25 protein-coding genes are annotated in these 26,878 nt (G+C 43.8%); 10 read left to right on the top strand and 15 right to left on the bottom strand.

Annotated elements, in window-relative coordinates:
* Positions 1 to 5: 5 nt before the first annotated feature.
* Genes ACEN82_RS25620 through ACEN82_RS25610 form a run of 3 tightly spaced genes read right to left on the bottom strand, consistent with a single transcriptional unit; the run spans position 6 to position 4,728 of the window.
* The gene (locus ACEN82_RS25620) at positions 6 to 3,164 is read right to left on the bottom strand and encodes an efflux RND transporter permease subunit (protein WP_413321318.1); all 3,159 of its coding nucleotides are present in this window, start codon (positions 3,162 to 3,164) and stop codon (positions 6 to 8) included.
* A 6-nt stretch (positions 3,165 to 3,170) separates the two neighbouring features.
* Positions 3,171 to 4,253: an efflux RND transporter periplasmic adaptor subunit gene (locus tag ACEN82_RS25615; RefSeq protein WP_413321319.1), complete on the bottom strand. Its 1,083-nt coding sequence runs from the start codon at positions 4,251 to 4,253 to the stop codon at positions 3,171 to 3,173.
* A 7-nt stretch (positions 4,254 to 4,260) separates the two neighbouring features.
* Positions 4,261 to 4,728 carry a MarR family winged helix-turn-helix transcriptional regulator gene (locus ACEN82_RS25610; RefSeq protein WP_413321320.1) on the bottom strand — a complete coding sequence of 156 codons (468 nt, stop codon included), beginning with the start codon at positions 4,726 to 4,728 and terminating at the stop codon, positions 4,261 to 4,263.
* A gap of 183 nt (positions 4,729 to 4,911) precedes the next feature.
* Between ACEN82_RS25610 and ACEN82_RS25605 the strand changes: the two genes are divergently transcribed.
* The 3 genes from ACEN82_RS25605 (at position 4,912) to ACEN82_RS25595 (ending at position 10,004) form a co-directional block, all read left to right on the top strand.
* Positions 4,912 to 6,666 carry a M61 family metallopeptidase gene (locus ACEN82_RS25605; RefSeq protein ID WP_413321321.1) on the top strand — a complete coding sequence of 585 codons (1,755 nt, stop codon included), beginning with the start codon at positions 4,912 to 4,914 and terminating at the stop codon, positions 6,664 to 6,666.
* 247 nt (positions 6,667 to 6,913) lie between these two features.
* Positions 6,914 to 8,236: an APC family permease gene (locus ACEN82_RS25600; RefSeq protein ID WP_413321322.1), complete on the top strand. Its 1,323-nt coding sequence runs from the start codon at positions 6,914 to 6,916 to the stop codon at positions 8,234 to 8,236.
* Between the two features lie 121 nt (positions 8,237 to 8,357).
* A complete protein-coding gene (locus ACEN82_RS25595) occupies positions 8,358 to 10,004 on the top strand; it encodes a M28 family metallopeptidase (RefSeq protein WP_413321323.1) in 1,647 nt (548 codons plus the stop codon).
* Positions 10,005 to 10,145: 141 nt separating this feature from the next.
* Here the strand turns inward: ACEN82_RS25595 and ACEN82_RS25590 are convergent, their stop codons facing one another.
* The 3 genes from ACEN82_RS25590 to ACEN82_RS25580 form a co-directional block, all read right to left on the bottom strand.
* Positions 10,146 to 10,508, bottom strand: a complete 363-nt coding sequence (locus ACEN82_RS25590) for a TM2 domain-containing protein (RefSeq protein WP_090533469.1) — start codon at positions 10,506 to 10,508, stop codon at positions 10,146 to 10,148.
* Positions 10,509 to 11,019: 511 nt separating this feature from the next.
* On the bottom strand, positions 11,020 to 11,328 hold the full coding sequence (locus ACEN82_RS25585) for a DUF2752 domain-containing protein (RefSeq protein WP_254780226.1): 309 nt from the start codon (positions 11,326 to 11,328) through the stop codon (positions 11,020 to 11,022).
* Complete coding sequence (locus tag ACEN82_RS25580) at positions 11,321 to 11,731, bottom strand: DUF4199 domain-containing protein (protein WP_413321324.1); 411 nt, start codon at positions 11,729 to 11,731, stop codon at positions 11,321 to 11,323. The genes ACEN82_RS25585 and ACEN82_RS25580 overlap by 8 nt, the downstream gene beginning before the upstream one ends.
* A gap of 156 nt (positions 11,732 to 11,887) precedes the next feature.
* Here ACEN82_RS25580 and mfd point away from each other — a divergent pair, with 156 nt between their 5' ends.
* Entirely contained in the window at positions 11,888 to 15,235 is a 3,348-nt protein-coding gene (mfd, locus tag ACEN82_RS25575) for a transcription-repair coupling factor (protein WP_413321325.1), read from the top strand.
* A gap of 168 nt (positions 15,236 to 15,403) precedes the next feature.
* Here the strand turns inward: mfd and ACEN82_RS25570 are convergent, their stop codons facing one another.
* The 3 genes from ACEN82_RS25570 to hpt all read right to left on the bottom strand — a co-directional run bounded on the left by ACEN82_RS25570 (position 15,404) and on the right by hpt (position 17,284).
* Positions 15,404 to 15,964: a transposase gene (locus ACEN82_RS25570; RefSeq protein WP_413321326.1), complete on the bottom strand. Its 561-nt coding sequence runs from the start codon at positions 15,962 to 15,964 to the stop codon at positions 15,404 to 15,406.
* A 164-nt stretch (positions 15,965 to 16,128) separates the two neighbouring features.
* Positions 16,129 to 16,629, bottom strand: a complete 501-nt coding sequence (locus ACEN82_RS25565) for a hypothetical protein (protein ID WP_090533461.1) — start codon at positions 16,627 to 16,629, stop codon at positions 16,129 to 16,131.
* 115 nt (positions 16,630 to 16,744) lie between these two features.
* A complete protein-coding gene (gene hpt / locus ACEN82_RS25560) occupies positions 16,745 to 17,284 on the bottom strand; it encodes a hypoxanthine phosphoribosyltransferase (protein ID WP_129569514.1) in 540 nt (179 codons plus the stop codon).
* A gap of 150 nt (positions 17,285 to 17,434) precedes the next feature.
* Between hpt and ACEN82_RS25555 the strand changes: the two genes are divergently transcribed.
* From ACEN82_RS25555 to ACEN82_RS25540, 4 genes are all read left to right on the top strand, one after another.
* Entirely contained in the window at positions 17,435 to 18,664 is a 1,230-nt protein-coding gene (locus ACEN82_RS25555; RefSeq protein WP_413321337.1) for a M16 family metallopeptidase, read from the top strand.
* A 17-nt stretch (positions 18,665 to 18,681) separates the two neighbouring features.
* Positions 18,682 to 19,254 carry a peptide deformylase gene (gene def, locus ACEN82_RS25550; RefSeq protein WP_090533454.1) on the top strand — a complete coding sequence of 191 codons (573 nt, stop codon included), beginning with the start codon at positions 18,682 to 18,684 and terminating at the stop codon, positions 19,252 to 19,254.
* 195 nt (positions 19,255 to 19,449) lie between these two features.
* Entirely contained in the window at positions 19,450 to 20,334 is an 885-nt protein-coding gene (locus tag ACEN82_RS25545) for a sugar phosphate isomerase/epimerase family protein (RefSeq protein ID WP_090533817.1), read from the top strand.
* A 108-nt stretch (positions 20,335 to 20,442) separates the two neighbouring features.
* Positions 20,443 to 20,571 (top strand): hypothetical protein, encoded by a 129-nt coding sequence (locus tag ACEN82_RS25540; protein WP_413321327.1) that lies wholly within the window; start codon positions 20,443 to 20,445, stop codon positions 20,569 to 20,571.
* Positions 20,572 to 20,591: 20 nt separating this feature from the next.
* On the opposite strand, the gene ACEN82_RS25535 is transcribed toward ACEN82_RS25540, so the two are convergent.
* The 4 genes from ACEN82_RS25535 to ACEN82_RS25520 all read right to left on the bottom strand — a co-directional run bounded on the left by ACEN82_RS25535 (position 20,592) and on the right by ACEN82_RS25520 (position 24,562).
* Positions 20,592 to 21,959 (bottom strand): MFS transporter, encoded by a 1,368-nt coding sequence (locus ACEN82_RS25535; RefSeq protein WP_413321328.1) that lies wholly within the window; start codon positions 21,957 to 21,959, stop codon positions 20,592 to 20,594.
* 249 nt (positions 21,960 to 22,208) lie between these two features.
* Positions 22,209 to 23,018, bottom strand: coding sequence for a molybdopterin-dependent oxidoreductase (locus tag ACEN82_RS25530; RefSeq protein ID WP_413321329.1), 810 nt, complete (start codon positions 23,016 to 23,018; stop codon positions 22,209 to 22,211).
* Positions 22,993 to 23,700, bottom strand: coding sequence for a cytochrome b/b6 domain-containing protein (locus tag ACEN82_RS25525; protein WP_413321330.1), 708 nt, complete (start codon positions 23,698 to 23,700; stop codon positions 22,993 to 22,995). Before ACEN82_RS25525 ends, ACEN82_RS25530 begins: the two co-directional genes overlap by 26 nt.
* A 31-nt stretch (positions 23,701 to 23,731) precedes the next feature.
* Positions 23,732 to 24,562 carry a DUF1223 domain-containing protein gene (locus ACEN82_RS25520; protein ID WP_413321331.1) on the bottom strand — a complete coding sequence of 277 codons (831 nt, stop codon included), beginning with the start codon at positions 24,560 to 24,562 and terminating at the stop codon, positions 23,732 to 23,734.
* Positions 24,563 to 24,810: 248 nt separating this feature from the next.
* Between ACEN82_RS25520 and ACEN82_RS25515 the strand changes: the two genes are divergently transcribed.
* Together ACEN82_RS25515 and ACEN82_RS25510 are read left to right on the top strand one after the other, a co-directional pair.
* Positions 24,811 to 25,386, top strand: coding sequence for a sigma-70 family RNA polymerase sigma factor (locus ACEN82_RS25515; RefSeq protein WP_413321332.1), 576 nt, complete (start codon positions 24,811 to 24,813; stop codon positions 25,384 to 25,386).
* Positions 25,387 to 25,392: 6 nt separating this feature from the next.
* Complete coding sequence (locus ACEN82_RS25510) at positions 25,393 to 25,668, top strand: hypothetical protein (protein ID WP_413321333.1); 276 nt, start codon at positions 25,393 to 25,395, stop codon at positions 25,666 to 25,668.
* Between the two features lie 99 nt (positions 25,669 to 25,767).
* Here ACEN82_RS25510 and ACEN82_RS25505 read toward each other — a convergent pair whose 3' ends face one another.
* Positions 25,768 to 26,139 carry a GxxExxY protein gene (locus ACEN82_RS25505; protein ID WP_110584233.1) on the bottom strand — a complete coding sequence of 124 codons (372 nt, stop codon included), beginning with the start codon at positions 26,137 to 26,139 and terminating at the stop codon, positions 25,768 to 25,770.
* Positions 26,140 to 26,273: 134 nt separating this feature from the next.
* On the bottom strand, positions 26,274 to 26,732 hold the full coding sequence (dtd, locus tag ACEN82_RS25500) for a D-aminoacyl-tRNA deacylase (RefSeq protein ID WP_413321334.1): 459 nt from the start codon (positions 26,730 to 26,732) through the stop codon (positions 26,274 to 26,276).
* Between the last annotated feature and the right edge of the window lie 146 nt (positions 26,733 to 26,878).

The raw sequence follows: 26,878 nt of genomic DNA, 5'->3' as shown, positions 1-26,878 counted from the left end.
TTACGTTACAAGTTTTCGATCAGTTTAGGTTCTTGATGGTGCGGGTGGCGTGCAGCTTCGGCCATTTCTGCTTCGGCGGCCATATCCTCAGGATCGTGGTCATGGTCTTTACGGCTTTTAGCAGCCAGCAGCAAATACATCATCGGGATAATATAAAGCGTTAACACCAATGAAAACAGCATCCCGCCCATGATAACTATCCCTAACGACACACGGCTTTTTGCACCGGCACCCAATGCAAACGCAATAGGCACGGCACCAAGCACCACGGCCAGGCTGGTCATTAATATTGGGCGTAAACGCGCCGTTGCCGCTTCAATAACTGCCTCGTATTTGGCTACGCCCTGTTCCATCCGTTGGTTTGCAAACTCCACGATTAAGATCCCGTTTTTAGTTACCAGTCCTACAAGGGTGATGATCCCGATCTCGCTGAAAATATTAAGGGTTTGATTAAACAGCCACAGCGACAAAAACGCGCCCGAAATAGCCAGCGGCACAGTGAGCATCACGATAAGCGGGTCCATAAAGCTTTCAAACTGAGCTGCCAGTACCAGGTAGATCAGCAACAAGGCAAAGCCAAAAGCAAAAAGAATGTTCGATGAACCTTCGGCATAGTCACGTGAGGGGCCGCTTAGCGCGGTACTAAAAGTATCGTCAAGTAAGCTTTTTGAGATCCTGTCCATCTCCTTGATACCATCGCCTACGGTATAACCCGGAGCAAGACCGGCCGAAAGTGTCGCCGATTTATAACGATTAAAATGGTAGATGGCCGGAGGCGTGGCGCCCTCGGAGGTTTTAACTACGTTATCCAGTTGAACCAAAGTTCCTTTTGAGCTGCGCACATAAATTGATTTCAGATCAAGCGGCTGATCGCGGTTAGCGCGGTCAACCTGTGCTATTACCTGGTATTGCTTACCGTTTATCAGGAAGTAGTCGAGCCGGCCGGCGCTATAATATAGTTGCAGCGTTTGGGCAATATCATCAACCGAAACACCTAAGTCACGGGCACGCTCACGGTCGGTAACCACGCGCAACTCGGGTTTAGTAAATTTCAGGTTAACATCCGTTCCCTGGAAAACCGGGCTTTTGGATACCTCGGCAAAAAACGTTGGCAGCACTTTACGGATCTTTTCAAAATCCTGGTTTTGGATAACATACTGCACCGGCAACGATGTTTTTGACCCCGAACCACCACCACTGATAGTTTGCTCCTGCACCACAATGGCACGGGCATCGGGCATTTTGCGTAGTTTACCATTCAGCCAGTCGGCAAGTTCCTGCTGTGTCCGCTTGCGTTCATCCGGGGCAACCAACCCAACCCTACCAAAGCCGGTATTTGAAGCACCGCCACCACCAAATGATGGCGAAACAATTTCAAGGTTAACATTAGCCTCCGGAATTGAATCTGCAACCAGGTTAGACACCTTATCCATATACCGGGTCATGTACTCATAGGTTGCGCCTTCCGAACCGGTAACGCTGTAACGGAGCAAACTACGATCATCAAGCGGGGCAAGTTCGGATGGGATAACTTTTACCAGGACGCCGATAATAACCAAAGATGCCGCAAGAATGGCAAATGATACCCATTTACGCTTCATGAACTTAATGAGCGATTCGGTATATGAAGTGGTCATATTAATGAAGAACGGCTCCGTTCTTTCGTAAAACTTCGATTTCTTTTGGTTTTTGCGAATCAGCTTTACGTTAAGCATCGGTGTTAATGACAGGGACACGAATGCCGATATCAATACCGCTCCGGCCACTACTACCGCAAACTCGCGGAACAAACGCCCGGTAAAGCCCTGTAAAAACACAATAGGTAAAAACACAGCTGCCAGTGTAACCGATGTGGATACTACCGCGAAAAAGATCTCGGCTGAACCTTCAAAAGCCGCTTTACGGATAGCCATGCCCGCCTCTACTTTTTTATAGATATTTTCCGTTACTACGATACCGTCATCCACCACCAGGCCCGTCGCCAGTACTATCCCCAAAAGGGTTAAGATATTGATAGAGAACCCGAAGATGTACATGATAAAGAACGCACCGATCAATGATACCGGGATATCTATCAGCGGGCGGAAAGCGATCAGCCAATCGCGGAAGAAAAGGTAGATGATAATTACCACCAGTACAAAGGCCACGATCAGTGTTTCCTGCACCTCAGATATCGACTGGTTAATGAACCTCGTATTATCCAAAGCCACTTTTACCGAAATATCGGGCGGAAGGTCTTTTTTAATCTGTTCTAAACGGGTATAAAAATCCTTGGCTATCTGTACATAATTAGCTCCCGGCTGCGGCACCAGGGCCAAAGCAACCATCGGCACCCCCGACTCTTTAAATATGGTTTCTTCGTTTGCCGAGCCCAGCACAGCATAACCAATATCGCTCAGCCTGATCACCCTGTTGCTGTCGGCACGGATAATTAGGTTATTAAAATCTTTTTCAGTTGCCAGTTTGCCCAAAGCCCTGATGGTAACTTCGGTATTATTACCCTCAATTTTACCTGCAGGCAACTCTACGTTTTCTTTAGCTAAAGCCGCACCAATGTCGGTAGCAGTAACGCCAAGTGCCGATAGCTTGGTAGGGTCTATCCATAGGCGCATAGCATACTGGCGCTGTCCCTGTACGTTAATGGTACTTACACCTGGGATGGTTTGCAGTCCTTCCAGCAGCACATTTTCCGCATAATCATCCAGCTGGTTGATGTTACGGGTGTCACTGCTCACGGTAAGCGTAATGATCTGGTCGGCGCTGGCATCGGCCTTGGTTACTACCGGCGGGGCGTTAATATCCTGCGGCAGCTGGCGCTGGGCCTGCCCCACTTTATCGCGCACGTCGTTTGCAGCGGTTTCCAGGTCGGCATCAAGGTCAAACTCAACCGTAATGTTACTTTGCCCAACCGAACTGGTTGATGAAATGTTGCGGATGCCCGGAACACCGTTGATAGATTTTTCAAGCGGCTCTGTGATCTGCGATTCAATTACATCGGCGTTGGCACCGGAGTAACTGGTTGACACCGAAATAATGGGTGGGTCGACCGAAGGAAAATCCCTCACGCCCAAAAACTTATAGCCGATAATACCAAATACAACAATAACCACAGACATTACTGTTGCCAATACCGGCCGCTTAATACTTACTGAGGATAAACTCATATTGGTTTATTTAATAACTTTTAAAATTTTCAAAGGCACTTTTGGCCGCATTTGGATCAGTCCCGATACTACCACACTGTCGCCAGGCTTTAGGCCTTCAATAACCTGGATCTTAGTATCGGTACGCAGATCTGTTTTTACCGGTTTTGACATGGCTTTACCATTGTGATAGATCCAAACCAGGCTGCTTTTCAAATCGGGAATAACCGCCTCTGTTGGCAGCAAAATGGTTTTAGGAATTTGATCAAGCGTTAAATTGATCTTGGCAAAGCTGCCCGCGGTAAGGATCCCTTTAGGGTTGGGTGCCTTAGCGCGCACAGTAATAGTACGTGAACTGGCATCAATTGAAGGGTCAATGGCATACACTGTACCCACAAAACTCTCCATCGAGCTTTCTGTCTTGAACCTGATCTTACTGCCAGGGCCAAGTATAGAAAGGTACCTTTCGGGTACGGCAAAAGTTACTTTTGCCGGATCGATATTAACCAGATCGGCAATAGGCGATGATGGCGAGAGGTAACTGCCCGGGCTGACATTCCTTAAACCGATAGTCCCCGAAAAAGGCGCACGGATCTCGGTACGGCTTATTTGTGCCTTAATTACATTTGCGGCAGCTTTTAACGAGTTTAATGATGTTAATGAAGTATCATATTCTTCCTGGCTTATGGCTTCTTTTTGAAGCAACTGGCGGTTACGGCTTTCCTGTTGTTTTGCCAATGCCACCTGGTACTGGTTTTGCTGCAATGATGCTTCTAAATCCTGGTTGTACACTTTGACCAGCAACTGGCCCTTTGTTACTTTAGTACCCTCATTAAAATAGATCCCGGTAATATTCCCTGCTGTTTGGCTTATCAGGCTTACCTTTTCATTGGCATCAATGGTACCGGTAATATCAATAATGTTGTTTACGGCGGTATCTTTAACTATCATTACTTTAACCCCTACCGCGCCGCCGCCTTTTTTCTTATCGCCCTTGCCCGAAGCCATAGCCGCGGCCGATTTCTTTGCCCCTTCGCTAAAAAATTTATTGTAAATTAAGTAGGCAACCAGCAGGGCCAGCGCCGTGTAAATAATATATTTCGTTTTCATACTTTGTTTAATCCGTGTGTGATTTAGCTTGTAGGGTTGTTTCGGGTGATATCAATGGTTTTAAATTTTTATGCATGCGGGTAAGTACGCTTTCAAATACCTGCATATCGGCTTCGGATATGCCTTCGGTAATATCTGCGTTGATGGCTTCAAACGTTTCAATGATCTGCGGAACGGCCAGTTTTGCCTTATCGGTAACGCGAAGCAATTGCTGCCGCCTGTCGTTCGGGTTGTTTTCGCGGTAAACAAAGCCTTTTGCGGTAAGCAGGTTAATGATGCTTACCATGGCCGATTTATCCTTGCCCAGCAGGTTTGCCAGCGCGTTTTGGGTAAGTTGCCCGTCATGAAAGTAAATGAGCGAAAGTATATAATGGTACCGGGTAACATCCAGGTGAATAGTATGCTTTACCAGTACATTAAGGTACAGTTTACCTAAGCGTATCAGCTTGCGCGAAATAGGTTCAATCAGTTCCATTTACTTAAAAATCGATGTAAAACTAATAGCATAATATCAACAATAGTTGCATGTATCAACCATTTTACAACGGTGTTTAGGGCGCTGTAACGCCACATACATAACTGATTATATAATATTTTATAAATTGCGGCCATGAAACTGACCAACCTACGCACGTTATTTTTTCTAACGATTTTTATTATGAGTACTACTATCAGCAAAGCCGCCGCCAGCGCTCAGATTACCTACAATGTTTCGTTTCCTGAAGCCCAGGCCCATTATGCTGATATTGAAATGCATATTACCGGCCTTCAGCAAAACACCCTTGAGCTCAAAATGCCGGTATGGACACCGGGCTCATACCTGGTGCGCGAGTTCGCAAAAAACATCGAATCATTAACTGCGGAAGCTAACGGCAAACCCGTTGCAGCACCCAAAATCAATAAGAATACCTGGCAAATTGTTACAAAAGGAATTTCGTCGGTAACGGTAAAATACAGGGTTTATGCCTTTGAGCTCTCCGTACGTACCAGCTTTATAGATGCCTCGCATGCCTTTCTTTCAACCACCGGCATCTTTATTTACCCGGCCAGCATGCTGCATTCGCCCGCTATCATCCACATCAAACCATATAGAAACTGGGATAAAGTTTCAACCAGTTTGGAAATGGTAAATAATGATCCGTTTACCCGTTTATCACCAAGCTTCGATATCCTGTTCGATTCGCCAATTGAAGTAGGCAACCAGGATGTTTTTGGCTTTGATGCATCAGGCGTTCATTATGAAATTTGCATGTACGGCGGCGGCAATTATGATAAGGAAAAATTAAAAGCCGATATCCACAAAATTGTTGATCAGGAAGCGGCCGTTTTTGGCGAAAACCCCAATAAACACTATGTATTTATTGTACATAACCGCCAACGTAATGGTGGTGGCTTGGAGCACCTGAGCTCGACAGTTTTAGGAGCATCTCGCGACAACTACACCAACGATAAAGGATATCAAAGCTTTTTAGGCCTTGTTGCCCACGAGCATTTTCACCTATGGAACGTGAAACGCCTGCGCCCGATTGTGTTAGGCCCTTTTGATTATGACAATGAAAACTATACTACCAATTTGTGGATAGCCGAAGGTTTTACCGAGTACTACCAGGGTATCATTGTACGCCGTACGCAACTGTTCCCGGTCCAGAATTATTTTGATGTTTTGGAAGGCGAGTTCAATGTTCTGGAAAACCTGCCCGGAAAGAATGTACAAACCGTTGCCGAATCAAGCTTTGATGCCTGGATCAAAGCTTACCGCCCTAACGAAAACTCTAACAATACTACTATTTCATACTACAACAAAGGTGCAATTATTGGTATGATGCTTGATCTGGAGATCATCAACGACAGCAAAGGCAAATACTCGTTAGATGATGCCATGAAGTACATGTACACCCAATATTATAAAATCAAAAAGCGCGGTTATACCGATGCTGAGTTTAAAGCAGCCTTTGAAAAATTTGCAGGTAAAAAACTGGATGATTTTTATGCCAGATACATCAATGGTCTAACCCCTATCGATTATAATAAATATTTAGGTTATGCCGGTTATAAGATAGAGGATGAACTGGCCGATAAAAACGATGCGGCTTTAGGTATCACTACTACAACAACCGCAGCTAAAAAAATTATTGTTACGAGCGTGCAGCGTGGTACTGCCGCTTATATTGATGGCATTAACGTAAACGACGAGATCACTGCTATTGACGGCACGCCGGTTACTGATGCTGCAACCCTGATCAATGGTAAAAATCCCGGCGATAAAATTGAAGTTACAGTAACCCGCGACGGGCAAGCTATGACCTTACCGGTTACCCTGCTGAAAAGCAACCGCGTTAAATACAATATTGTTACTGTTGAGAGCCCAACCGAACAACAAATGGTTGTTAGGAAGAAATGGTTAAGCATATAACATTGCTTTTTTATAAAGAAGGCCGGCTGAGAAGCTGGCCTTTCTTGTTTAACGCCCGTCTCCAATCGTCATCCCGAACTTGTTTCGGGAACCCACAGGACAAGCCGCCGATTGCCTGGCAAACGTGCTACTTAGCGTGTGGGGTGCTGAAACAAGTTCAGCATGACGGTGAAAGGTTAGCATTTTAGAATGTCCCCGTCAACAAAAAAATTAAAATATTAAAGCATAAGTTATATTTTTATAGCTTATGCCCGCTGCAACCTCATTAAAAAAAATACGCCCGATACAGCTTGTCGCTGTTATTTTTTTTACTGTATCCGGTGGCCCTTACGGCCTTGAGCCGCTATTAAGTTATGCAGGCGATCATGGCGCGTTAATCATCCTGCTCATAACCCCGTTAATGTGGGATGTGCCGGCAATATTTACCGTGCTTGAGCTTAACAGCATGATGCCTGTTACCGGCGGCTATTACAAATGGGTAAAATATGTCCTCGGTACCCACTGGGGGTTTGTTGAGGGCTGGTGGACCTGGCTCTATACTTTTGTCGACCTTGCCATTTACCCTGTGCTGTTTGTACAATACGCCGGTTTCTTTTTCCCGGAATTATTGAATTTTCAGATTCAGGTTTGTTTGGTGATCATCTGGGCGTCAGCCGGGTTAAATATTTTAGGCATTATGCCGGTGGGCAAGGTATCTGTATTTTTGAGTGCGGCCGTTCTCGCCCCGATCATATTAATGATAGCCTTAGGTATTTATCACCACAGCGGGCCAATGCACATCCCTCCCACTTCGTTAAAAGGGCTCAGCTTTCCATCGTTTGGTATGGCTTTGTACACGGTAATGTGGAACTGCCTGGGCTGGGATAATGTAACCACCTATGCCGAAGAAGTTGAAAAACCCGTACGCTCCTACCTTATTTCTATTTTTACAGCTTTCGCGTTGGTAATGGTGGTGTACTTTTTTGCCATCTGGGTTGCCCAGCAATCGGGCATTAACCATGATACCTTAACCGAAAATGGGTTTCCTGCATTAGGCGAATTGATTGGCGGGCATTGGCTGGGTATAGTAGTTGCAGCAGGCGGTATGGCCAGTACCCTCGGGATCTATACCGCTGTATTGTTATCGGTATCACGTGTGCCGCAGGTAATGTCTGAAGACAATTTACTTCCAAAAGGAGTTAACAAACTACACTCTCGTTTTAAAACACCTTTTGTTTCCATCATCATCTGCTCCGTAGTAGTGAGCTTTATGGTACTGTGGACCTTTGCCGATTTGCTTATCATTGATGTAACTGTTTACGGCGCGGGGCTTTCTTTAGAATACATCGCCCTCGTAAAACTCCGCGTCAAGGAGCCGATGAAAGAGCGGCCTTTCCGCATCCCGCTTGGTGTTACCGGCCTGTGCCTGGTTTTGCTGCTGCCATTTATTGTTTACAGCGTAGCACTTGGCGGGGCATTAAGCTCGACACCAAAAGCGCTTTCGGCGGCTATATTTGCCTTGGTAGCGTTATCAAGCGCGGAAGTTGCCTGGCAGATTATCCGGCTAAGCAGACCGGAGTTGAAACAATAATTATACACAAATTACTACCCCTCCCATAAAATTCGTGGCGATAATTTCTTCAACGTTTCAATGATTGGATAATTGACCGGGATTTGCGTAAATTCGATCCTTTCCCGAAAACTCATATCATATGAAAATCAAACACCGATACCTGATGCTTATTGGTGGCCTTGCTATTTTTGCAGGCTGCCAGAATAATAAAAGCGTGCCGGCCGAAAAAGCTATTACCGCCGCCGAAATAAAGAAATACATTTCGGCTTTAGCCAATGATTCCATGATGGGCCGCAAACCTTTTACCGCCGGCGAAGACAAGGCGATTAAATACATTTCGGAGCAGTTTAAACTGGCCGGGCTCGAACCGGGTAACAATGGCAGCTATTTCCAGGATGTGCCCATGGTGGAGATCACCAGTACCCCATCCCCTGTCATGGAAATAACGGGCGGTAAAACGCCGCTCAGCCTGCATGCCACTACAGATTTCGTAACATTTAGCCGCCGCGAGGTTGATTCGGTAACGCTTAAAAACTCCCCGCTGGTTTTTGCAGGGTACGGTGTTGTTGCTCCCGAATATCACTGGAATGATTATGCCGGACTTGATGTTAAAGGCAAAACAGTTGTGGTACTGGTGAACGATCCGGGATTTAAAAACGGCGATCCTACATTTTTCAAAGGCGATACCATGACCTACTACGGCCGGTGGACTTACAAATACGAGGAAGCCGCGCGCCAGGGTGCTGCAGGGGTGCTTATCATCCACCAAAAAGAACCTGCAAGTTATGGATGGGAGGTGGTATCCAACAGTAACACAGGCGCCAAACTTTACCTGCAGCAAAAAGACAAGCATATGAACCGCTGCAAGGTTGAAGGCTGGATCACCGAAGACATGGGTAAAAAACTTTTAGCTGAAGTGGGCATAACCGGCGATTTCCGCGCCCTGGCCCGTAAAAAAGATTTTAAAGCCATTCCGCTTAAGCAATCAGTTACTTTAACCATTAACAACCAGTTAAAGTATTCCACATCGCACAATGTGATCGGCACACTTAAAGGCAGTTCACAGCCGGGCGAATATGTACTGTACACCGCCCATTGGGACCACCTGGGCGTAGGTAAGCCTAACGCCAAAGGCGATAGCATTTACAATGGCGCGGTTGATAATGCCGATGGTGTGGCTGCTATTATCAGTGTGGCCAAAGCATTTAACAAGGCCAAAGAAAAACCCAAACGCTCCATTGTATTTTTAGCCGTTACAGCCGAAGAACAGGGTTTACTGGGTTCGGAATATTATGCCACCCATCCCATTTACCCGGTTAACAAAACAGTTGCCGATCTCAACATGGATGCCCTTGGCGATTACGGTGAAACCAAAGATATAGCTGTAACCGGCAAAGGGCAAAACGATTTGGAAGATTATGTTGACGAAATAGTAAAAGCACAAGGGCTTAGCACTGTTGGCGACAGGCACCCCGGCTCTGGCAGCTACTACCGGTCGGACCATTTTAACTTTGCCAAGGTTGGTGTACCGGCCCTTGATATTAACAATGGCAGCATCAGCGCAGTACACGACGGCAGCTACGGCGAAGCTAAACAAAAAGATTATGGCGACAACCGCTATCACCAACAGGCCGATAATTATACCGATACTATGGATGCCACAGGCATGGCACAGATAGCTAATATCCTTTATGAAGTTGGCACTAAGCTGGGTAACGAAACAACCTTCCCCGGCTGGAAAAATGGCTCGGAGTTTAAGGCGATAAGGGAGAAATCGATGAAGTAAAGTCTCTTAGGGGAGACTTGAAAATGGCCTTCTTAAGCCCTCCCCCTTGGAGAGGGTTTGGGTGAGGTTAAAAAAAATCCACCCCGTAACAGAAGGTGGATTTTTTTTTGATATATAGTGAAACTATACCCTTAAAGGGATTTAGTTGCTCATTTTAGCTATGTTGAAGCTTTCGTAAGCCATTTGCCTGTTGTAATCGTTGGCGATGGTTTTGTAGTTGATCAGGTCGACAATGGTACCGATGAAACAAAAACCAGCTGTGAAAAAATAAAGGATCCCCATACCGATCTGATCGGTCATGAAACGCTGTACACCTGATACACCAAGGAAACCTGCAAGCGTTGCGAACATGATATCCTGCGGATTGCGCCTTTTGCTGGCATAAAATGACATAAAAGTGCGAGCCTGGTTTTCTGTTAATGAGGCAGTAGCCTGTTGCAGAAATGTATATTCTTCGGGAGTGATACCGTCGAAAGACATATATGGATTTTGATAAGCGTTCATTTCAGTAAGTTTTAAAGTTTGCGATTGTTTTATGATATAAAGGTACAGTGGTGCTCATAAAACGCCTAAGGGAGATAGGTTAGCGGAGATAAGTAGTCGGTGAAATGACAGGTTTTAACGGTGAAAAGTAGCGTGGAAATTTTACCGAGGATAGGAGTAGCAATAAAATGTCATTGCTGTAAGAAACGACCTGAGAAATCCCCAAAAAAAACCGTGATGGCGTATAAAGTATATTTTGGTGATAGTGCGTTGGGGCCGCGTTAGTGATAGGAGCGGATACCGGCCTGTGGCTAATGCCCGCGCAGTATGAGCGGATAGCACGGGCCGCAGGCAACGCCCCAATTTATAATATCGATCAAAAACGCACCTAATACTCAAAAACTTACAATCACATCATTATACAGAAAGAAGCAATTGCACGGAAACATGGCCACTCTGTATAGCATGCGATTGCCACGTCGCGCCCTGCTCATACCCCTCCCGCTCCTCGCAATGATATGATTTATAAAATTTAGGTAAGGCTCTTAAACTGATTCCTTTCCAGGAGCCTTGTTTTGGTAAGCACATAAATCCGGTTAAAGATCACTGCTACAGCAGGGATGCCAAGCCAGTGGGCGCGGAACGAATTGCTGATATCGCCGTGGAAAAGATAAATAATACTATGCCCCAGGCCGCAGCCCGGGCACCAGCCTATACCCATCAGCTTAAGAGGGCACAGAGTAAAGTGCGATGCTTCGGTTGGCGAGGTCATCGCCAATGAAAGCATCGCCGCTATCCAGAACAAGAGTTCAAAATATTTTGAAAAATAACGTTTAATCAAGTTTGTTTGCTTTGTTGGTTAATAATAATGATACCGCGAAGGCGAGCAGTACCCCAACTATTAACGCACCAAAAATCCGTTCAGAAAAATCCTTTATGTTAGCACCGGATGACGATACGTAGCTGATATAAAGTATTGAGCCGAAAACGGCGATGATGCCGCCTACAATTAATATTTTAAAACTTTGAAAAAGAGCTTCCAAAAAGCCCATCTGCCCATTACACTCGTTTTTTCGATAACTCATGATGCCGAAAAAAAGCCCGATAGCCGGTATAATAAATGAAAAGTATTCGACTGGGGCCACAACGTCTTTTTGCGGCATAACGCCAAGCCGTGGCATAGCAAAGATCCAGATGATACTTAATACGCCGATGATACCCCCTGATAACACTGCATTCTTCATAATTATATAATTAAGATTGATTTATAAATCGGTATGCGCGTTTACATACATAAATTTATCATTAAAAAGTAAATAAGCCCTCATATTGTTTGCATTAATTTTTAGCCCAACGCTTTTTTATTTTGGCTTTCCTTTTTTGTTTATCTTTGCCGCGGTTTGAACATCCGTGATATATTAGACAGATATAAGGCTGATGACCGGATAAAAACGTTGGCTACCGCGCTTAACGCATCAAAAAATCCAAGGGTACAGCTACGTGGTTTGGTGGGATCAAGTGATTCGGCCATGGCGGTAGCATTGTATTTTTTGCAGCATAAACATATGGTGTTTATACTGCCCGACCGCGAAGAAGCAGGTTATTTCCAGGCCGACCTGGAAAACCTTACCGGCAAAGAAGCCCTGCTGTTCCCTTCATCATACCGCAAGCCTTTTGAATTTACCCAGCCCGACAGCAGTAATGTACTGGCCCGTGCCGAGGTATTGAATGAGCTTAACCACAGCTCAGAATATGGCCAGCTCATTGTAACTTATCCCGAGGCTTTGGCCGAAAAGGTGATCGATCGTTCATCGCTTGAAAAAAACACCCTCGAAATAGCCGTTAGCAACAAGCTCAGTATTGATTTCATCAACGAGTTTTTGATAGAGTATGATTTTGAACGGGTTGATTTTGTATATGAGCCGGGGCAATTTTCTATCCGTGGCGGTATTGTTGATATCTTCTCTTTTTCGCATATACTCCCCTACCGGGTTGAGTTTTTTGGTGATTTCATTGAGTCGATCCGTACGTTTGAAATCGAGAGCCAACTGTCGGTTGAGCATGTTAAAAGCATTACCATTGTTCCCAACGTACAATCTAAATTTCTAACGGAGAATAATATCTCCCTGCTTGAATATGTTGAAGCAGGTACCCAGGTATGGATCAAGGATGTTCAGTTTACGCTGGACATTATTCAAACCGGGTACAAAAAAGCCGTGAACCTTTGGAAGGCCCTCTCTGCAGATGAAAAAGCGCAAAACCCTGATTGGATAGACCCCAAATTTGGTTTTACCGACGAAAAGCTAATAGGCGATCAATTGCATGATTTCCCTGTGGTAGAGTTTGGAAAGCAGTTCTTTTACCATGACGCTACCACTATCAATTTTGATATGCGCCCGCAGCCATCGTTTAATAAGGACTTTACGCTGCTCATTCATAATTTCAAAAACAATGAGGCTGACAAGATAGAGAACTTCATCTTTACCGATTCGGCCAAACAGGTTGAGCGTTTATACGCCATTTTGGACGACCTGGACAAAACGGTAAAATTTACGCCGGTAAGCATCTCCATACGCGAAGGCTTCATTGATCACGAACAAAAGATAGCCTGCTATACCGATCACCAGATCTTTGACCGTTACTATAAATACAAAACCCGCAAGGGCTATCAGCGTTCCCAAGCCATTACGCTTAAAGAGCTCCGTGACCTTAAACCGGGCGATTATGTTACGCATATTGACCACGGCATAGGCAAATATGCGGGTTTGGAAAAGGTTGACGTGAATGGCAAACAACAGGAAATGATCCGCGTGATTTATGCTGATAACGACCTGCTGTATGTGAACATTAACTCACTTAACCGCATTTCCAAATTCAGCGGCAAAGAAGGCTCCGTTCCCAAAATGAACAAGCTGGGTACCGACACCTGGGAACGTTTGAAGAAAACAACAAAAAAAAAAGTTAAGGACATAGCCCGCGACCTGATCAAGCTTTACGCCCTTCGTAAAGCCCAGCATGGCAATGCCTTTTCGCCCGATAGCTACCTGCAAACTGAGCTGGAGGCATCATTCCTGTACGAAGACACTCCCGACCAGGAAAAAGCCACTGCCGATTTCAAAAAAGATATGGAGTCGCCCCACCCTATGGACCGCCTCATTTGCGGTGACGTAGGCTTTGGCAAAACCGAAGTGGCTGTTCGCGCAGCATTTAAAGCTGTTGCCGATAGTAAGCAGGTGGCCATATTGGTACCAACAACTATTTTAGCCGCACAGCACTACAAAACTTTTACCGACAGGCTCAAAGGTTTTCCCGCCAATATTGATTATGTTAACCGCTTTAAATCAACCCGGCAGATCAAGGATACCCTGGAGAAACTGAAAGAAGGTAAAGTAGATATTATCATAGGCACACATCGTTTGGTAAGCAAGGATGTGAAATTTAAAGACCTTGGCCTGATGATCATTGACGAGGAGCAGAAGTTTGGCGTATCGACCAAAGAGAAATTGAAACAGATGCGCGCCAATGTGGATACGCTTACCTTAACAGCAACGCCCATTCCGCGAACGCTTCATTTTTCGTTAATGGGTGCACGTGACCTTTCTATCATATCAACTCCCCCGCCAAACCGCCAGCCGGTTGTTACCGAGCTGCACGTGTTTAATGATAAACTCATTAAAGAAGCAGTTGAATTTGAGATTGACCGCGGCGGGCAGGTGTTCTTTATTCACAATCGCGTGGCCGATCTGCCGCAATTGGGCGGCATGATCCGTAAGCTGGTTCCTAAGGCACGTATCGGCATAGCCCACGGCCAATTGGAAGGTGACGACCTGGAAGATGTAATGCTTAAATTTGTGAACCACGAGTATGATGTGCTGGTGGCTACAACCATCATTGAGGCCGGCCTGGACATTCCGAATGCCAATACCATTATCATCAACTACGCCCACATGTTTGGCTTGAGCGACCTGCACCAGATGCGCGGCCGTGTGGGCAGGAGTAATAAAAAGGCGTATTGTTATTTGCTGAGTCCGCCTTTGTCAACGTTAACCAGCGAGGCCCGCAAACGCCTGAGTGCCATTGAAGAGTTCAGCGACCTGGGCAGCGGCTTCAACGTGGCTATGAGGGATTTGGACATCCGCGGCAGCGGTAACCTGCTTGGTGCCGAACAAAGCGGCTTCATTGCCGAAATAGGTTTTGAAATGTATCATAAGATCCTCGACGAGGCTATACAGGAACTTAAAGACGATGAGTTTAAAGGCGTATTCCCCGAGGATAAGCCCCGCCCCTATATTTCTTTTACCCAAATTGATACCGACCTGGAGATCCTCATCCCCGATGAGTATGTAACAAATCTCTCCGAGCGATACAACCTGTATACCGAGCTTTCCAAACTGGAAAACGAGGTGGAACTGCAGGCATTTCAACAAAAATTGCACGACCGTTTTGGCCCGGTACCGGCCCAGGTTGACGGTTTACTCAATACCCTACGCCTGCAATGGCTGGGCAAGGCCATCGGTTTTGAAAAAATCTCGCTCAAGAAAAACGTTTTGCGTGGTTATTTTATCACTAACCAGCAATCAAGTTACTTTGAAACCGAGGCCTTCCGTAATGTGCTCGACTTTGTGAAAAATAATCCAAGGCGCACTAATTTGAAAGAAGTTAAAAACACGCTCCGATTGGGCATTGAGGGAATTGATAGCGTTGACGAGGCGGTGAGAATGCTGAGCGAAGTGGCGGGGATAATATAATCATCTCCTGTTGTCGTATCCCCACGACAGCATAATGTCTTTCTATGCATTGGGATTCCAATAATGGTGAAAAGGTTGTCGTGAGGACAAGACAACCGGGGAGAGGAAAAGGCATGGAAGGTTCTACCCCGTTGCTGTGTCCCCACGGCAACAGGAATGCAAAGCAACTTACATCACATCCATATAATGTGTTAACCAATCAAACTTTTTATCCTCCTGCTCGTAAAACGAACATGATGAAAAGTAATAGTTATTTGGATCATCGGTTAAATTCCAATGTGCCTGTAATGGGTTGAGGTGAATGTAATCCAGTTTTTGTTCTAACATTTTCCGATCAAACACCCTTATGGGCAACGAGTTGGTTTGCCAAAACAGGTAGTTTCTGTTTTTTAAATCCGTCTTAAACTTTACCAGTAAAGGGTTATCTGTCGCTCGCAACGCATCCAAAAACTGATGCCCCGTAAACTTCATAAAGCTGGCAAATGGCTTTTCTTTGCCATTCATTTGCGATCCGGACCAAATCAAGTGGATGTGATTTGGCATGATTACAAAGCCATAAATTTCTATTTTCTTTCGCTTAACGAGATGAATCAGGCTATTTAACACAATGTGTTTAAATTTATCGGATTGAAGCAGCGGGATCCACTTGTTGATTGTCGCGGTATAAAAATAGATCTCGTCAAATTCCATTAACTTATAAGAATTAAGGAATAATTGTATTTCAGGCATGTTGTGGTAAAGACACGACAGCTATTATAAGCAGTAAAACACCGAAAACAATAAATATTCTTTTCATCGAAATACACGCTGCTTAAATATTAAAGAACAACCTATAACAATAAAGCTACCGATTTTCACCGGTAGCTTTACTATAAAATAAGCCTTTCTGTAAATTAATAAACCGCTAAGCTGTAATTAAGCGTTTGTCCTTCTTGCAAAAACAAATTCGGCGCTTTTGCTTTATCCGAATCGTTGATAACGCCATCGTTATTAGTATCTTTAAATTTCACTGAGCCAATTATCGCTGCAGGTGTTTGTTTAGGGCTGCTGTCAATATCGGCCTGGGTTTTAAAAATACCTATCGGAATCAGTCCATTGTAATAGCTTTTTTGGGTTCCTTTTTCAGCAACAATGTAATACTCTCCTATATAGGCAACTACTGCAGTCGCTTTTCCTGACGCATCCGTAGTAAGTGTGTATGAGGGCGCTTCCCCGGTATTGGGTTTATTTACATCATCATACAATTTTACTGTTGCACCTGCCGATGCAGCGCCGGTCTGGCCATCAGTTATGGTAATAGCAACAGTTGAAGTAGCCGGCCCTTTTTTATCACATGAAGAAAACAAAAACGATGCTGCTATGCAGCCTGATAAAAGTAAAGATGTATATTTCATAAACCCTAAAACGAAACAAGGGAGCTATTGTTTTAATCAGTTGTTAAAAAAATTACCCGTAATGTACTATCCCTCAATAGCAACCGCTACATTTTCTGTTAAGATCTGTTTATTCTTATCCTACTTTTTTATAAATATCTTTTAAATTACGCCCCATTTCCTTGTAATCAAGGCCATAACCTACTACAAATTCGTTTTCTATTTCAAAGCCTACATACTTAAGCTCCTCTATTTTTTTTTGAAGAGCGGCCGGCTTTAATAATAATGAGCATAACCTTAATGAGGCGGGCTCTCTTTCCTTCAGTTTCTGGATTAGATAGTGAGCTGTATTGCCCGTATCAACAATATCTTCAATAATAACTACATCGCGTCCCTTAATATCAACCGTTAAATCAATATCTTCCCGTATTTTTAGCTTACTGGAGGTGCCACCATAGTATGATGCTAATTTGGTGAAGTTAATTTCGCATGGAATGCTCACTTGTTTGATCAGGTCGGCTGTAAAAAGAAAGCTGCCGCTGAGTACCCCTATAAAAACGGGTATGCTATTATTATAATCTTCATTTAATTGTATGCCAATGGCTTTAACACGTTCTTCAATCTTATCGGCAGTTAGTAGTATCTCAAATTCCAGATCGGCTATTTGTTTTGTCATTGGGTTTAGTTTGTTTTTTAAAGGCAGTATAGTTCCGCCGTTTACATTAATCCCGGCGAAATTTGATTTTAAGCGCCTAAAATACTATTAATCACTTACAATAGCGTGAAAAATAATTGTGACATATAAGCTTATCTTTGCAGCCGAATGATTGACTATCAACTTTATACTTTGCCTAATGGTATCCGCATACTGTATAAGCACTGGCCATCGGCAATTACACATTGCTGCTTTATTGTAAACGCGGGATCGCGCGATGAAGCTCCGGGACAGGAAGGCCTTGCCCATTTTATTGAGCACCTGCTGTTTAAAGAAACCGAACGCCGTAACACCAGCCAGATCCTCAACAGGCTTGAGCTTGTTGGTGCCGATCTTAATGCTTATACCACTAAAGAATATACCTGCATCCACGCATCGTTGCTTAACCAGCACCTTGACCGCACTATGGATCTTTTTGAGGATATATTATTTCATTCCACGTTCCCGGATGATGAACAGGAGAAAGAGCGCGGTGTCATTTTAGATGAAATAGCTTCCTATCTTGACCAGCCGGAAGAAGCCATACAGGATGATTTTGAAGAGCTGCTGTTTAAGGAGCACCCCATGGGGCAAAACATTTTAGGGACGCCCGAAACTGTTGGCAGGCTTAACGGGGACGACATCCGGGGGTTTATAGCGGCAAACTATAATACAACCGAAATGATCTTTGCTGTACACGGCAATTATGAGTTCAGGAAACTGGTGGCCATGTCTGAAAAGTATTTCGGCCATGTGCCTTTAAATGAGCTTCAAAAAAATCGGGTAATGCCCGTACAAAGTACGGGTAGTATCCATATCGTTAACAAACCTATCTCACAAACGCACTGTATTATAGGCACACAGGCTTATTCATCGTCGCATGAGCATAAATGGGGCTTATTATTGCTTAACAACCTGCTGGGCGGGGTGGGCATGAGCAGCCGGCTCAACCTTGAAATCAGGGAAAAACATGGTATAGCCTATACTGTCGAATCAAATTACACCCCCTTAACCGATACCGGCATCTTTTCTATTTACTTTGGTACCGATACCGAAAAAGCGAACAAAGCTTCAAAACTGATTCATAAGGAGCTGAAAAAACTGCGTGAACAAAAGCTGGGCAGTTTGCAATTGCACCAGGCCCGGCAAAAGTTTATCGGGCAAATAGCATTAGCAGAAGAAAACCGCATGAGCCTCATTATTGCCATGGCCAAAAGCATGATTGATTTTAACCGTGTTGACACTCTCGAAGAGATCTTTGCAAAAATTAACCTGGTAAGTGCCGAGCAATTGCTGACCATCAGCAATGAAATTTTTGATAATAACCGCCTGATCACTTTGCTATTTGAGCCTAAGCAATAATCCTTTATTTTTGCAAGATGAAGTATCCTATCATTGCCTACGGTGATCCTGTTTTAAGAAAGAAAGCAACAGCTATTGAGCCCGATGAGTATCCGCATATAAAAGAACTGGTTGAAAATATGTTTGAAACCATGTACGCGGCCCGTGGTGTTGGCCTGGCAGCGCCGCAGGTAGGCATGTCAATGCGTTTATTTGTGGTGGATGCCACCCCTTTTGATGATGACGAACCGGAATTGAAGGATTTCAAAAAAGCGTTCATCAATGCTACCATACTGGAAGAAACCGGTGAGGAATGGGGTTTTAACGAAGGCTGCCTGAGCATTCCGGATATTCGTGAGGATGTATACCGCAAGCCGGTTGTACGCATGTCATACTATGACGAGAACTGGAAACACCATGAAGAAACTTTTAAGGGCATGGCCGCACGTGTTATCCAGCATGAATATGACCATATTGAAGGCAAACTGTTTACTGATAAGCTAAGTCCGCTGCGTAAACGGCTTATCGAAAAAAAGCTTAACGATATTTCAAAAGGAATGGTTGATGTGGATTATAAAATGAAGTTTCCCAACGTTAAAAAAGGAAGATAATACCTTACCCAAAGCATATGAAAAGCCGCCATACAGCGGCTTTTTCTTTTTATATATTTTTATAAATATTTAACCACGCCTGTAAAAATTACAACACTATACCATTGCATTAAACCAATCGGCGTAATTTCGGTCTTTGTTTTGGCATTTTTAATGCGTTATATTTACACAACCAATCATAAAAATCATAAACCAATGACTACCAGACGATCTTTCCTAAAAACTTCGGCGCTACTTTCAGCAGGCCTGTTGGCAGCTCCTAATTTGTTTGCATATGATAAAAAATATATAGGCTTACAATTATATACTGTGCGTGATGCAATGGCTGCCGACCCTGTTGCTGCATTGGCAAAGGTTGCCAAAACAGGTTTCACATCTGTTGAAGGTGCAACTTATACCGGTACCGAATTGTTTTATGGCATGCGCCCCGGCGATTTTGCAAATGTTTTAAAACAAAACGGCCTCATTATGCCGAGCGCGCATTATCGCTTAGGCGAGGAGCTGGTTAACGGCGAACAACAAAAAGGAACCATCATGAACGACTGGAAAAAAGCCGTTGATGACGCCGCCGAAGCCGGTGTGCAATACATGGTTTGCGCATATCTTTCACAATCTGAGCGCGGCAATCTTGACCATTATAAAAACGTGGCCAACATGCTTGATATAGCCGGCGAAACCTGTAAAGGCGCGGGTATCCAGCTTTGTTATCACAACCACGACTTTGAATTTATACAGGAAAACGGTAAATACCCATATGAGATCCTTTTGGAGAACACCGATAAAGACCTGGTAAAAATGGAAATGGACCTGTATTGGGTTAATAAAGCAAACCAGGACCCAATCGCCCTTATTGATAAACACCCGGGCCGTTTCCCGCTGTGGCACGTTAAGGATATGGACAAAACCCCTGAAAAGAAATTTACTGAAGTTGGCAACGGGGTTATCGACTTTAAAAAGATTTTTACCCAGGCTAAAAAATCGGGTCTCAAATATTTCTTTGTTGAGCAGGATGTTTGCCCGGGCGATCCGTTTGTGAGCATTGCACAAAGTATCAGCTATATTAAAAAGAACCTGGTGTAATATTGCTTTTACACTGATATCCTGAAGGCCTGCATTTAAAACAAATGGCAGGCCTTTTTTATTCTACAAGGGCAAATTGTTTTATAACACATTTAACGGCAAAGGAAAATGAGCGCAACTATAATCAAATACCTCATAGTCATTTTGATGGCTTCGCTTCTTTTTGCCTGTGTTGCTGAAGCGCAAGCCGATAAACAGCCGATTCAGGCCGCACAGCAACATGTTACCTGCCTTTAAGGTCTGGCGGGATTTAAAGCTCAATGATGAGCGGTTCTTTTTTTGCCCCTGTTCCTGCGCTCCCTGAACCGGTTAAAGAAAACAAAAGCCAGCAAACAAAGCACACAACCACAAATGCCATTCAGGCGCAGGCCATAATCGTTATCCGGGTCTTTTCCGTAAATGGTTAAAAACGCAAACAATGCAATACCCAGTGTTTGGCCCAGTTTTACAAACAGGTATTTAACCGCAAAGAACATCCCTTCGCGGTTCTCACCGGTACGTTTAGCCTCGTTCTGTGCTATTTCGGCAAGTATTGCATTGGGCAAAATACCCAGCGAGGCCAGCGGAAACGATGCGCTGATAACCAGCGTATAGATTTGCACCTGCGGTGTAAATGGAAGTTTGCCCAGGAAAAATATCGCCACAAAAATTAAACTCAGTAGTCCGAACGAAAAAAGCACGATAGGTTTTTTGCCGATCTTTTGCGACAGGTAATTAACCAGCGGATAAAACAGCAGTGATACCAATACCATAGTAGCCATAAGCTCTCCGCCCATAGATTCGGGCAGATTTAACAACGATTTTAAAAAAAACAGTAAGCCGCTTGATATGATGCTTAATGCCATATAGTACGAAAAATCGGATATCAGGTAGTACTTGAAATTTCGGTTTTCAAAGGTTTTTTGAATAGCTGGCAAGAGTGATAAATGCGAGGGGTGACCGTTTGAATACCGTTTTTCGTCAATGGCGAATACAGGTACGAGCATTACCAGCCCGGCAAATATGGCCAGCCCCCAAATGGTGTACTGTACGGCGGTATCACGATTGGGGATATCGGCAAGGCGTTGTACCCAGTCGGCAAAGTTATTGACCATGGCCGATAGGATAATCCCTATTACAAAACCCACCTGTTGTAATGATGATAGTTTAACCCTTTCGCTGCCTGTGCGGGTAAGCTCGGGCAGCAGGGCGTTGTACGGGATAATATAGGCCGTAGCGCCCATAAAAAAACAAATGAGCGAAAAGGTAAGCCAGTAAGCGTTATGGATACTTTCGCCCTTTACCATGGGGTAAAAGGTTAATCCGCAAAATAAGGCGGCAGGTAAAACAGCCCATTGCATAAAAGGAATGCGCCGCCCACGGCGGTTTTCGCTTTTATCACTTAGCGAGGCAATAAAAGGATCAAAAAAAGCATCCACCAACCGCCCGGAAGCTGTAATCACAGACATGATATTGAACAGGCCAAAAAGCAACAATTGAGGTACCAGCGTAGTAAGCCCGGCATTGTTTGGCGGCAGGTAAAAGTATGGCAGCATCACAATGATAATATTGGTCATGATGCTCCATCCTATCATTCCGCAGGCATAAGCAAGCTGTTTGGAAAGTGGTAGTTTATTGGCCGGCATTTAATGCAATATGCAAATATTACATCAATATATAATAGCGGTTTACCATGCGGATTGAAAAACAATAAATAAAAAATTTTCACACTAATTTTTACGTATTAATCGAATTACACGAATTGAATCAATTTAAGATTTGTGTAATTCGATTAATTGTGGAGCGCTTGCAAAGCATTTGTGTAGAAATTTTTTCAGTATAAGATTAGTAAAACAGATGGAGTTATTTTAAACGCGACTTCCCTGACCTGTTCTTTACAACCCTGCGTAATAGTCATACCCCTGCTCGGCCCAGTAATCGCGGGGGCGGCTATTGCTGAAAGTTATGCTGCCTATCCGTTTCAGGTTTTTGATGCCATATTTTACAGGAATAATGAGCCTTAGCGGTGCGCCATGCTTTGGAGGCAAGGGTTTTTCGTTAACCTCATAGGCCAGCAGGGTTTGAGGGTGCATAGCGCTTGGCATGTCAACGCCCACGTAATACTCCTTGTCGGGCGTTTCCATGCCTACATACTCAAACCGGGTTTCGGCATCAAGCTTAAAGTGAGCAATAAAATCACTGAACTTTACGCCTCCCCAATGCGAGATCTGATCCCAGCCTTCTACGCACTTAAAATCATAAATAATCTCCGTTTTAGGGAGCTTTCTTATTTCGTCGATACCGATATTCAAAACCTCACCGTTCTGCTTTTTGACCGACAGTTTCCATCTGTCTACATCAATTAACCCCTCCGAGCCTATATCACTATTATGACGCACTACCGTGGCGGCCATTTCTTTAGGATAGGTTTTTACCAGGTTTTTATTACTGTATAATTGGCGCACCACCTTTTCATTGGCATTAAGCACAGCGCGCAGTGGCTTATGGGCCTCTCCGGTGATACCCGGCGCCTCATTGGGCGAAGTATACAACCAGCGCCAGCCCCCATAGGCGGCACCGCCCAATACCAGGAAGCTGCCGAAGGAGATAAAATTGCGACGGCTGATCTTTTGTTCAACGGTAAGCTCCTTTCTGGGGCCTTTATTTTTGCTGAAAACCTTATTCAGTTTTTTCGTTAGTTTCATCGTTTTGAATTTGAATAACAGGCTGTGGTTTTTCATCTATTACCTCAAAACCCGAAATAACCGATCTGAAGTTGTTCCAGCCGGCAAGTACTACCTGAACAACATGCACCAGGAAAAACAATACATAACCAATGGTGAGCACAAAATGCCAGATGCGGGCCAAATGGTACCCTCCGCAAATCCAGGCCAGGTAATTAAATTGCACCGGCTTATAAATAGCCAGTCCTGTTATCAGCGAGCCAACGCCCATGACAATAATTGCTGTGTAGGCAATGCGCTGGGCTGCGTTGTATTTATTTTGAGGGGGAGCCATTTTGCGGATATGCAGGTCGTGCAAAACCACCAGCCAGGCTTCTTTAAATGAATGCCGGTTAGGCACAAGCTCACGCCACTGGCCCGATATTATGGTATATGACACATACAACAAGCCGTTAAGCGCAAAAAACCACATAAACAAAAAGTGGAAAGCCATACCCTCGGCCAGCCGCCGGGGAATGTGCAGCGCATCATAAAAGCCCTGCGGAAAAAAGCGAATAAAAGTAACACCGAAGAGCGTGAAAGTGTAAGTATCATTGGCCCAGTAAATGAGCAGCCCGCTCCAAATCATGATGGTAAGGATGGGAAAGTTTACCCAATGCGTCCAGCGCATTAACAGCGGGTGTTTCTCTTTAATTATCTTCATCTAAATGCTCTAATGCCATTCAGCACAACTATTATAAGTTTTTATCTTGTTGCCCAACATCTGCTGTTATTTTGAACAGGCTTTTCGATGCTGCCAAAACAGCGCCGTTGCTTGTATTTTGCACAAAACCTATTACTTCCCATCCCCGGGCCTCAACCCCGGCAGGTAAAGCAATAGTTGCGCTGCCTTTGTTTTTGTTTAAAGGCATGGTTTGCAGGTTTCGGACAATTTGAGCGTGGGCCAATGTTCGGCCGCCGTTTTCACCACGCTCAACTTTTACAATAGCCTGTTTTTGAACCAATGCCAATGATATCACATTAGGTGCGCTCCCGGTATTGCCTTCAACTTTATATTGCACCGAAGCTGTATTATTTGCACTAAGTGTAACACTTAAGTTTAATTGAACAGTGCCGCTCCCCTGCAAGCCGCTTTTAATAGTGCTGCGTAAACGCTCCTCCTGCGAACCTACAAACTCCGTTTTACCATTAACCACAATTTGCGGCGTGTAAACCTGCGATAGGTTTAACCAACGCGCATATTCATTTTGACGTTTGGAATAATCGGCACTGCTAAAAACGTCTTTCCAGCCAAGGCGGTTCCAGTAATCAACATGGTAGGCTAAAATATAAACAGGCTTATCGCCCACTTCTTTTTGAACTTTGGCAACCAGTTCGTCGGCCGGCGGGCAGCTTGAACAGCCTTCGGAAGTAAACAGTTCAACAAGGGCAAAACCTTTACCATCAAACTTTAAATTATCGCTGTGGCTGGTTTTAGCCCCGCTTTTGCAATTTATAAATGCGACAGAAACGATTACTGCACCTATAACAAACGGCACAAACGCAAGTATTCTGATCTTTCTCATTTCACTTAGATTAAATGATATACGTTTTTTACTGCTTTGTCGGGTTTATGGGGATAACCTTACAATAATTTTTTACTTTTTTTACTGATATAAATATCGGCATAATAAGCTCAAATCAAGGCATGTAGCGTAACTTAGTAATCATCAGGAATGTCTTGGATTAAAATAAAATAAATTTAAACTTATTTTGTAAGGATTAAGCCCAGCGCCCGACTAACCCTGTAATTGTATTAGCATTACCGCATTTCATGTTAACCGAAACTAATGTATTAAACCCACATAAATGGGTTGCCACCTATGCCGATTACCTGTATATGTACGCCATTGTGCGCATCAACGATGAGGACACGGCCAAAGACCTTGTACAGGAAACTTTTTTGGCAGCCCTTGAAAAAGTGGACCGGTTTGAGGGCAAAAGCACCGAACGAACGTGGCTTACCGCTATCCTTAAAAATAAAATTATTGATGTATACCGCAAAAAATCATCAGGTTTGGCTATAGCTTCGGCTAATAAAGCAGCTCAGGAGCAGGATGATTTTTTTGAGGAAGACAATGGGCACTGGAAAGCTGAATATGCTCCACGGCCTATCGCGGCAATGGACGATCAGGACCCTTTGTTAAAAAAAGAACTGAACGGCATCCTGCAAAAATGCCTTCAAAAATTACCTGCCCTGTGGAACGTAGTATTTACCATGAAACACATAGACGATGCGGCTACCGAAAATATTTGTACCGAACTGCATGTTAGCCAGGCCAACTTCTGGGTTATCATTCACCGGGCAAAAGTTAACCTGAGGGCATGCCTCCAAAAAAACTGGAATTAAATTAAAATGAGCTACTTAAATAAGATAATATATAACTGCAAACAGGCGACCTTCCTGATCGAAAAAAAGCAGATCAGGAGATTAAGCTTCCGCGAGGAAATTGAGCTGAGGATTCACCTGGCCGGTTGCGGCATGTGCGTATTATACAATAAACAAAGCCGCGTTATTAATGATATGGTACAGCAGCTATTTCAGGATTCATTGAAGAATGATTTGAAATTGGATGATGCTTTTAAAGCAGATTTGCAAGCGAGGATTGAAGAGGGGTTGGGTAATAAATAGATTTTATCACGAATGAGAAGAGCGAATTAAAAATTTCTACACGAATTATTTGCACATTATACACAATTATTCGAATTACACTAATTCAGGTTGTATCGCTTAAATAATTACTCTTTGCGATTCGAAAGATGGTTTACCAAAGTTTAGAACGATGCCAAGTTTAAGACCGGAAGCTTTCAGGTAGTTTAGTGTTTGTTTAAGATGCGGATCAATAATATTACCGCTGGTTTTTACTTCGAGTATGATGTTATCATAAACTACAAAATCGGCAAAAAAATAGTGCTTTAACTCCTGTTCTTTATAGATTATTGTATAAGGTTTTTCACGCGTAAATGGAATACCAAGCCTGGTAAATTCTATTTCAAGGGCATCCTTATAAACAGCTTCAATGAATCCGTGTCCCAAAACTTTATGAACTTCATAACAAGCGCCAATTATTTTAAACGATTCCTCTTTAAATAAGATAGCCATACGTTGATAAGGTTTATTATATTTCGTTTAATCGAATGTATTGATTCTGATTTAACAATTCGTGTAATTAGTTAATTCGAATAAATTCGTGTAGAAATTTCTTTTCTATGTTATCAACAACTCTGAACCCATCCTTAATGATTATCCCTGTCCTTCGTATCCATTATAATAGTAACCGGACCATCATTTAACAGGCTGATCTTCATATCTGCTCCGAAAATCCCCGTAGCTATCTTTTTGCCTGTCAATGTCTCAAGTGTTTGAACCATTTGTTCGTACATTGGGATCGCTTTATCCGGCTTGGCAGCCCGCAGAAACGACGGGCGGTTTCCTTTTTTAGTTTGAGCGAAAAGGGTAAACTGGGAAATCAAAAGTATATCCCCGTTAACATCGGCAAGTGCTTTATTCATAAGTCCGTTCTCATCGCCAAAAACACGCATGCTTGTAATTTTATTAGCAAGCCACTGCATATCTTCTGGGGTATCGGCATCTTCAATCCCTAATAATACCAAAAATCCGGCGGCTATTTCGCCTGTAACATTTCCATCTACTGTGCAGCTTGCCTGGGTAACGCGTTGTAGTACAGCCCTCATAATTTTTACACGAATTAATTTATGTTGGTCACAATTTAGGCGAATTTCATTAATCTTATTCGCTATAGATAAGTAATTCGTGTATCAAATTGCAAACGCCTTATAAGTATTTGTGTCAATTAGATATCATTCGTACAATTAGTGTC

Source organism: Mucilaginibacter sp. Mucisp73 (assembly GCF_059491465.1).
This window is presented reverse-complemented; position numbering and strand designations above follow the sequence as displayed.

Coding starts and splice junctions, on each gene's coding strand:
- ACEN82_RS25620 (WP_413321318.1), bottom strand. CDS start 3,164: ATGAGTTTATCCTCAGTAAGTATTAAGCGGCCGGTATTGGCAACAGTA.
- ACEN82_RS25615 (WP_413321319.1), bottom strand. CDS start 4,253: ATGAAAACGAAATATATTATTTACACGGCGCTGGCCCTGCTGGTTGCC.
- ACEN82_RS25610 (WP_413321320.1), bottom strand. CDS start 4,728: ATGGAACTGATTGAACCTATTTCGCGCAAGCTGATACGCTTAGGTAAA.
- ACEN82_RS25605 (WP_413321321.1), top strand. CDS start 4,912: ATGAGTACTACTATCAGCAAAGCCGCCGCCAGCGCTCAGATTACCTAC.
- ACEN82_RS25600 (WP_413321322.1), top strand. CDS start 6,914: ATGCCCGCTGCAACCTCATTAAAAAAAATACGCCCGATACAGCTTGTC.
- ACEN82_RS25595 (WP_413321323.1), top strand. CDS start 8,358: ATGAAAATCAAACACCGATACCTGATGCTTATTGGTGGCCTTGCTATT.
- ACEN82_RS25590 (WP_090533469.1), bottom strand. CDS start 10,508: ATGAACGCTTATCAAAATCCATATATGTCTTTCGACGGTATCACTCCC.
- ACEN82_RS25580 (WP_413321324.1), bottom strand. CDS start 11,731: ATGAAGAATGCAGTGTTATCAGGGGGTATCATCGGCGTATTAAGTATC.
- ACEN82_RS25570 (WP_413321326.1), bottom strand. CDS start 15,964: ATGCCTGAAATACAATTATTCCTTAATTCTTATAAGTTAATGGAATTT.
- ACEN82_RS25565 (WP_090533461.1), bottom strand. CDS start 16,629: ATGAAATATACATCTTTACTTTTATCAGGCTGCATAGCAGCATCGTTT.
- hpt (WP_129569514.1), bottom strand. CDS start 17,284: ATGACAAAACAAATAGCCGATCTGGAATTTGAGATACTACTAACTGCC.
- def (WP_090533454.1), top strand. CDS start 18,682: ATGAAGTATCCTATCATTGCCTACGGTGATCCTGTTTTAAGAAAGAAA.
- ACEN82_RS25545 (WP_090533817.1), top strand. CDS start 19,450: ATGACTACCAGACGATCTTTCCTAAAAACTTCGGCGCTACTTTCAGCA.
- ACEN82_RS25540 (WP_413321327.1), top strand. CDS start 20,443: ATGAGCGCAACTATAATCAAATACCTCATAGTCATTTTGATGGCTTCG.
- ACEN82_RS25535 (WP_413321328.1), bottom strand. CDS start 21,959: ATGCCGGCCAATAAACTACCACTTTCCAAACAGCTTGCTTATGCCTGC.
- ACEN82_RS25530 (WP_413321329.1), bottom strand. CDS start 23,018: ATGAAACTAACGAAAAAACTGAATAAGGTTTTCAGCAAAAATAAAGGC.
- ACEN82_RS25525 (WP_413321330.1), bottom strand. CDS start 23,700: ATGAAGATAATTAAAGAGAAACACCCGCTGTTAATGCGCTGGACGCAT.
- ACEN82_RS25520 (WP_413321331.1), bottom strand. CDS start 24,562: ATGAGAAAGATCAGAATACTTGCGTTTGTGCCGTTTGTTATAGGTGCA.
- ACEN82_RS25515 (WP_413321332.1), top strand. CDS start 24,811: ATGTTAACCGAAACTAATGTATTAAACCCACATAAATGGGTTGCCACC.
- ACEN82_RS25510 (WP_413321333.1), top strand. CDS start 25,393: ATGAGCTACTTAAATAAGATAATATATAACTGCAAACAGGCGACCTTC.
- ACEN82_RS25505 (WP_110584233.1), bottom strand. CDS start 26,139: ATGGCTATCTTATTTAAAGAGGAATCGTTTAAAATAATTGGCGCTTGT.
- dtd (WP_413321334.1), bottom strand. CDS start 26,732: ATGAGGGCTGTACTACAACGCGTTACCCAGGCAAGCTGCACAGTAGAT.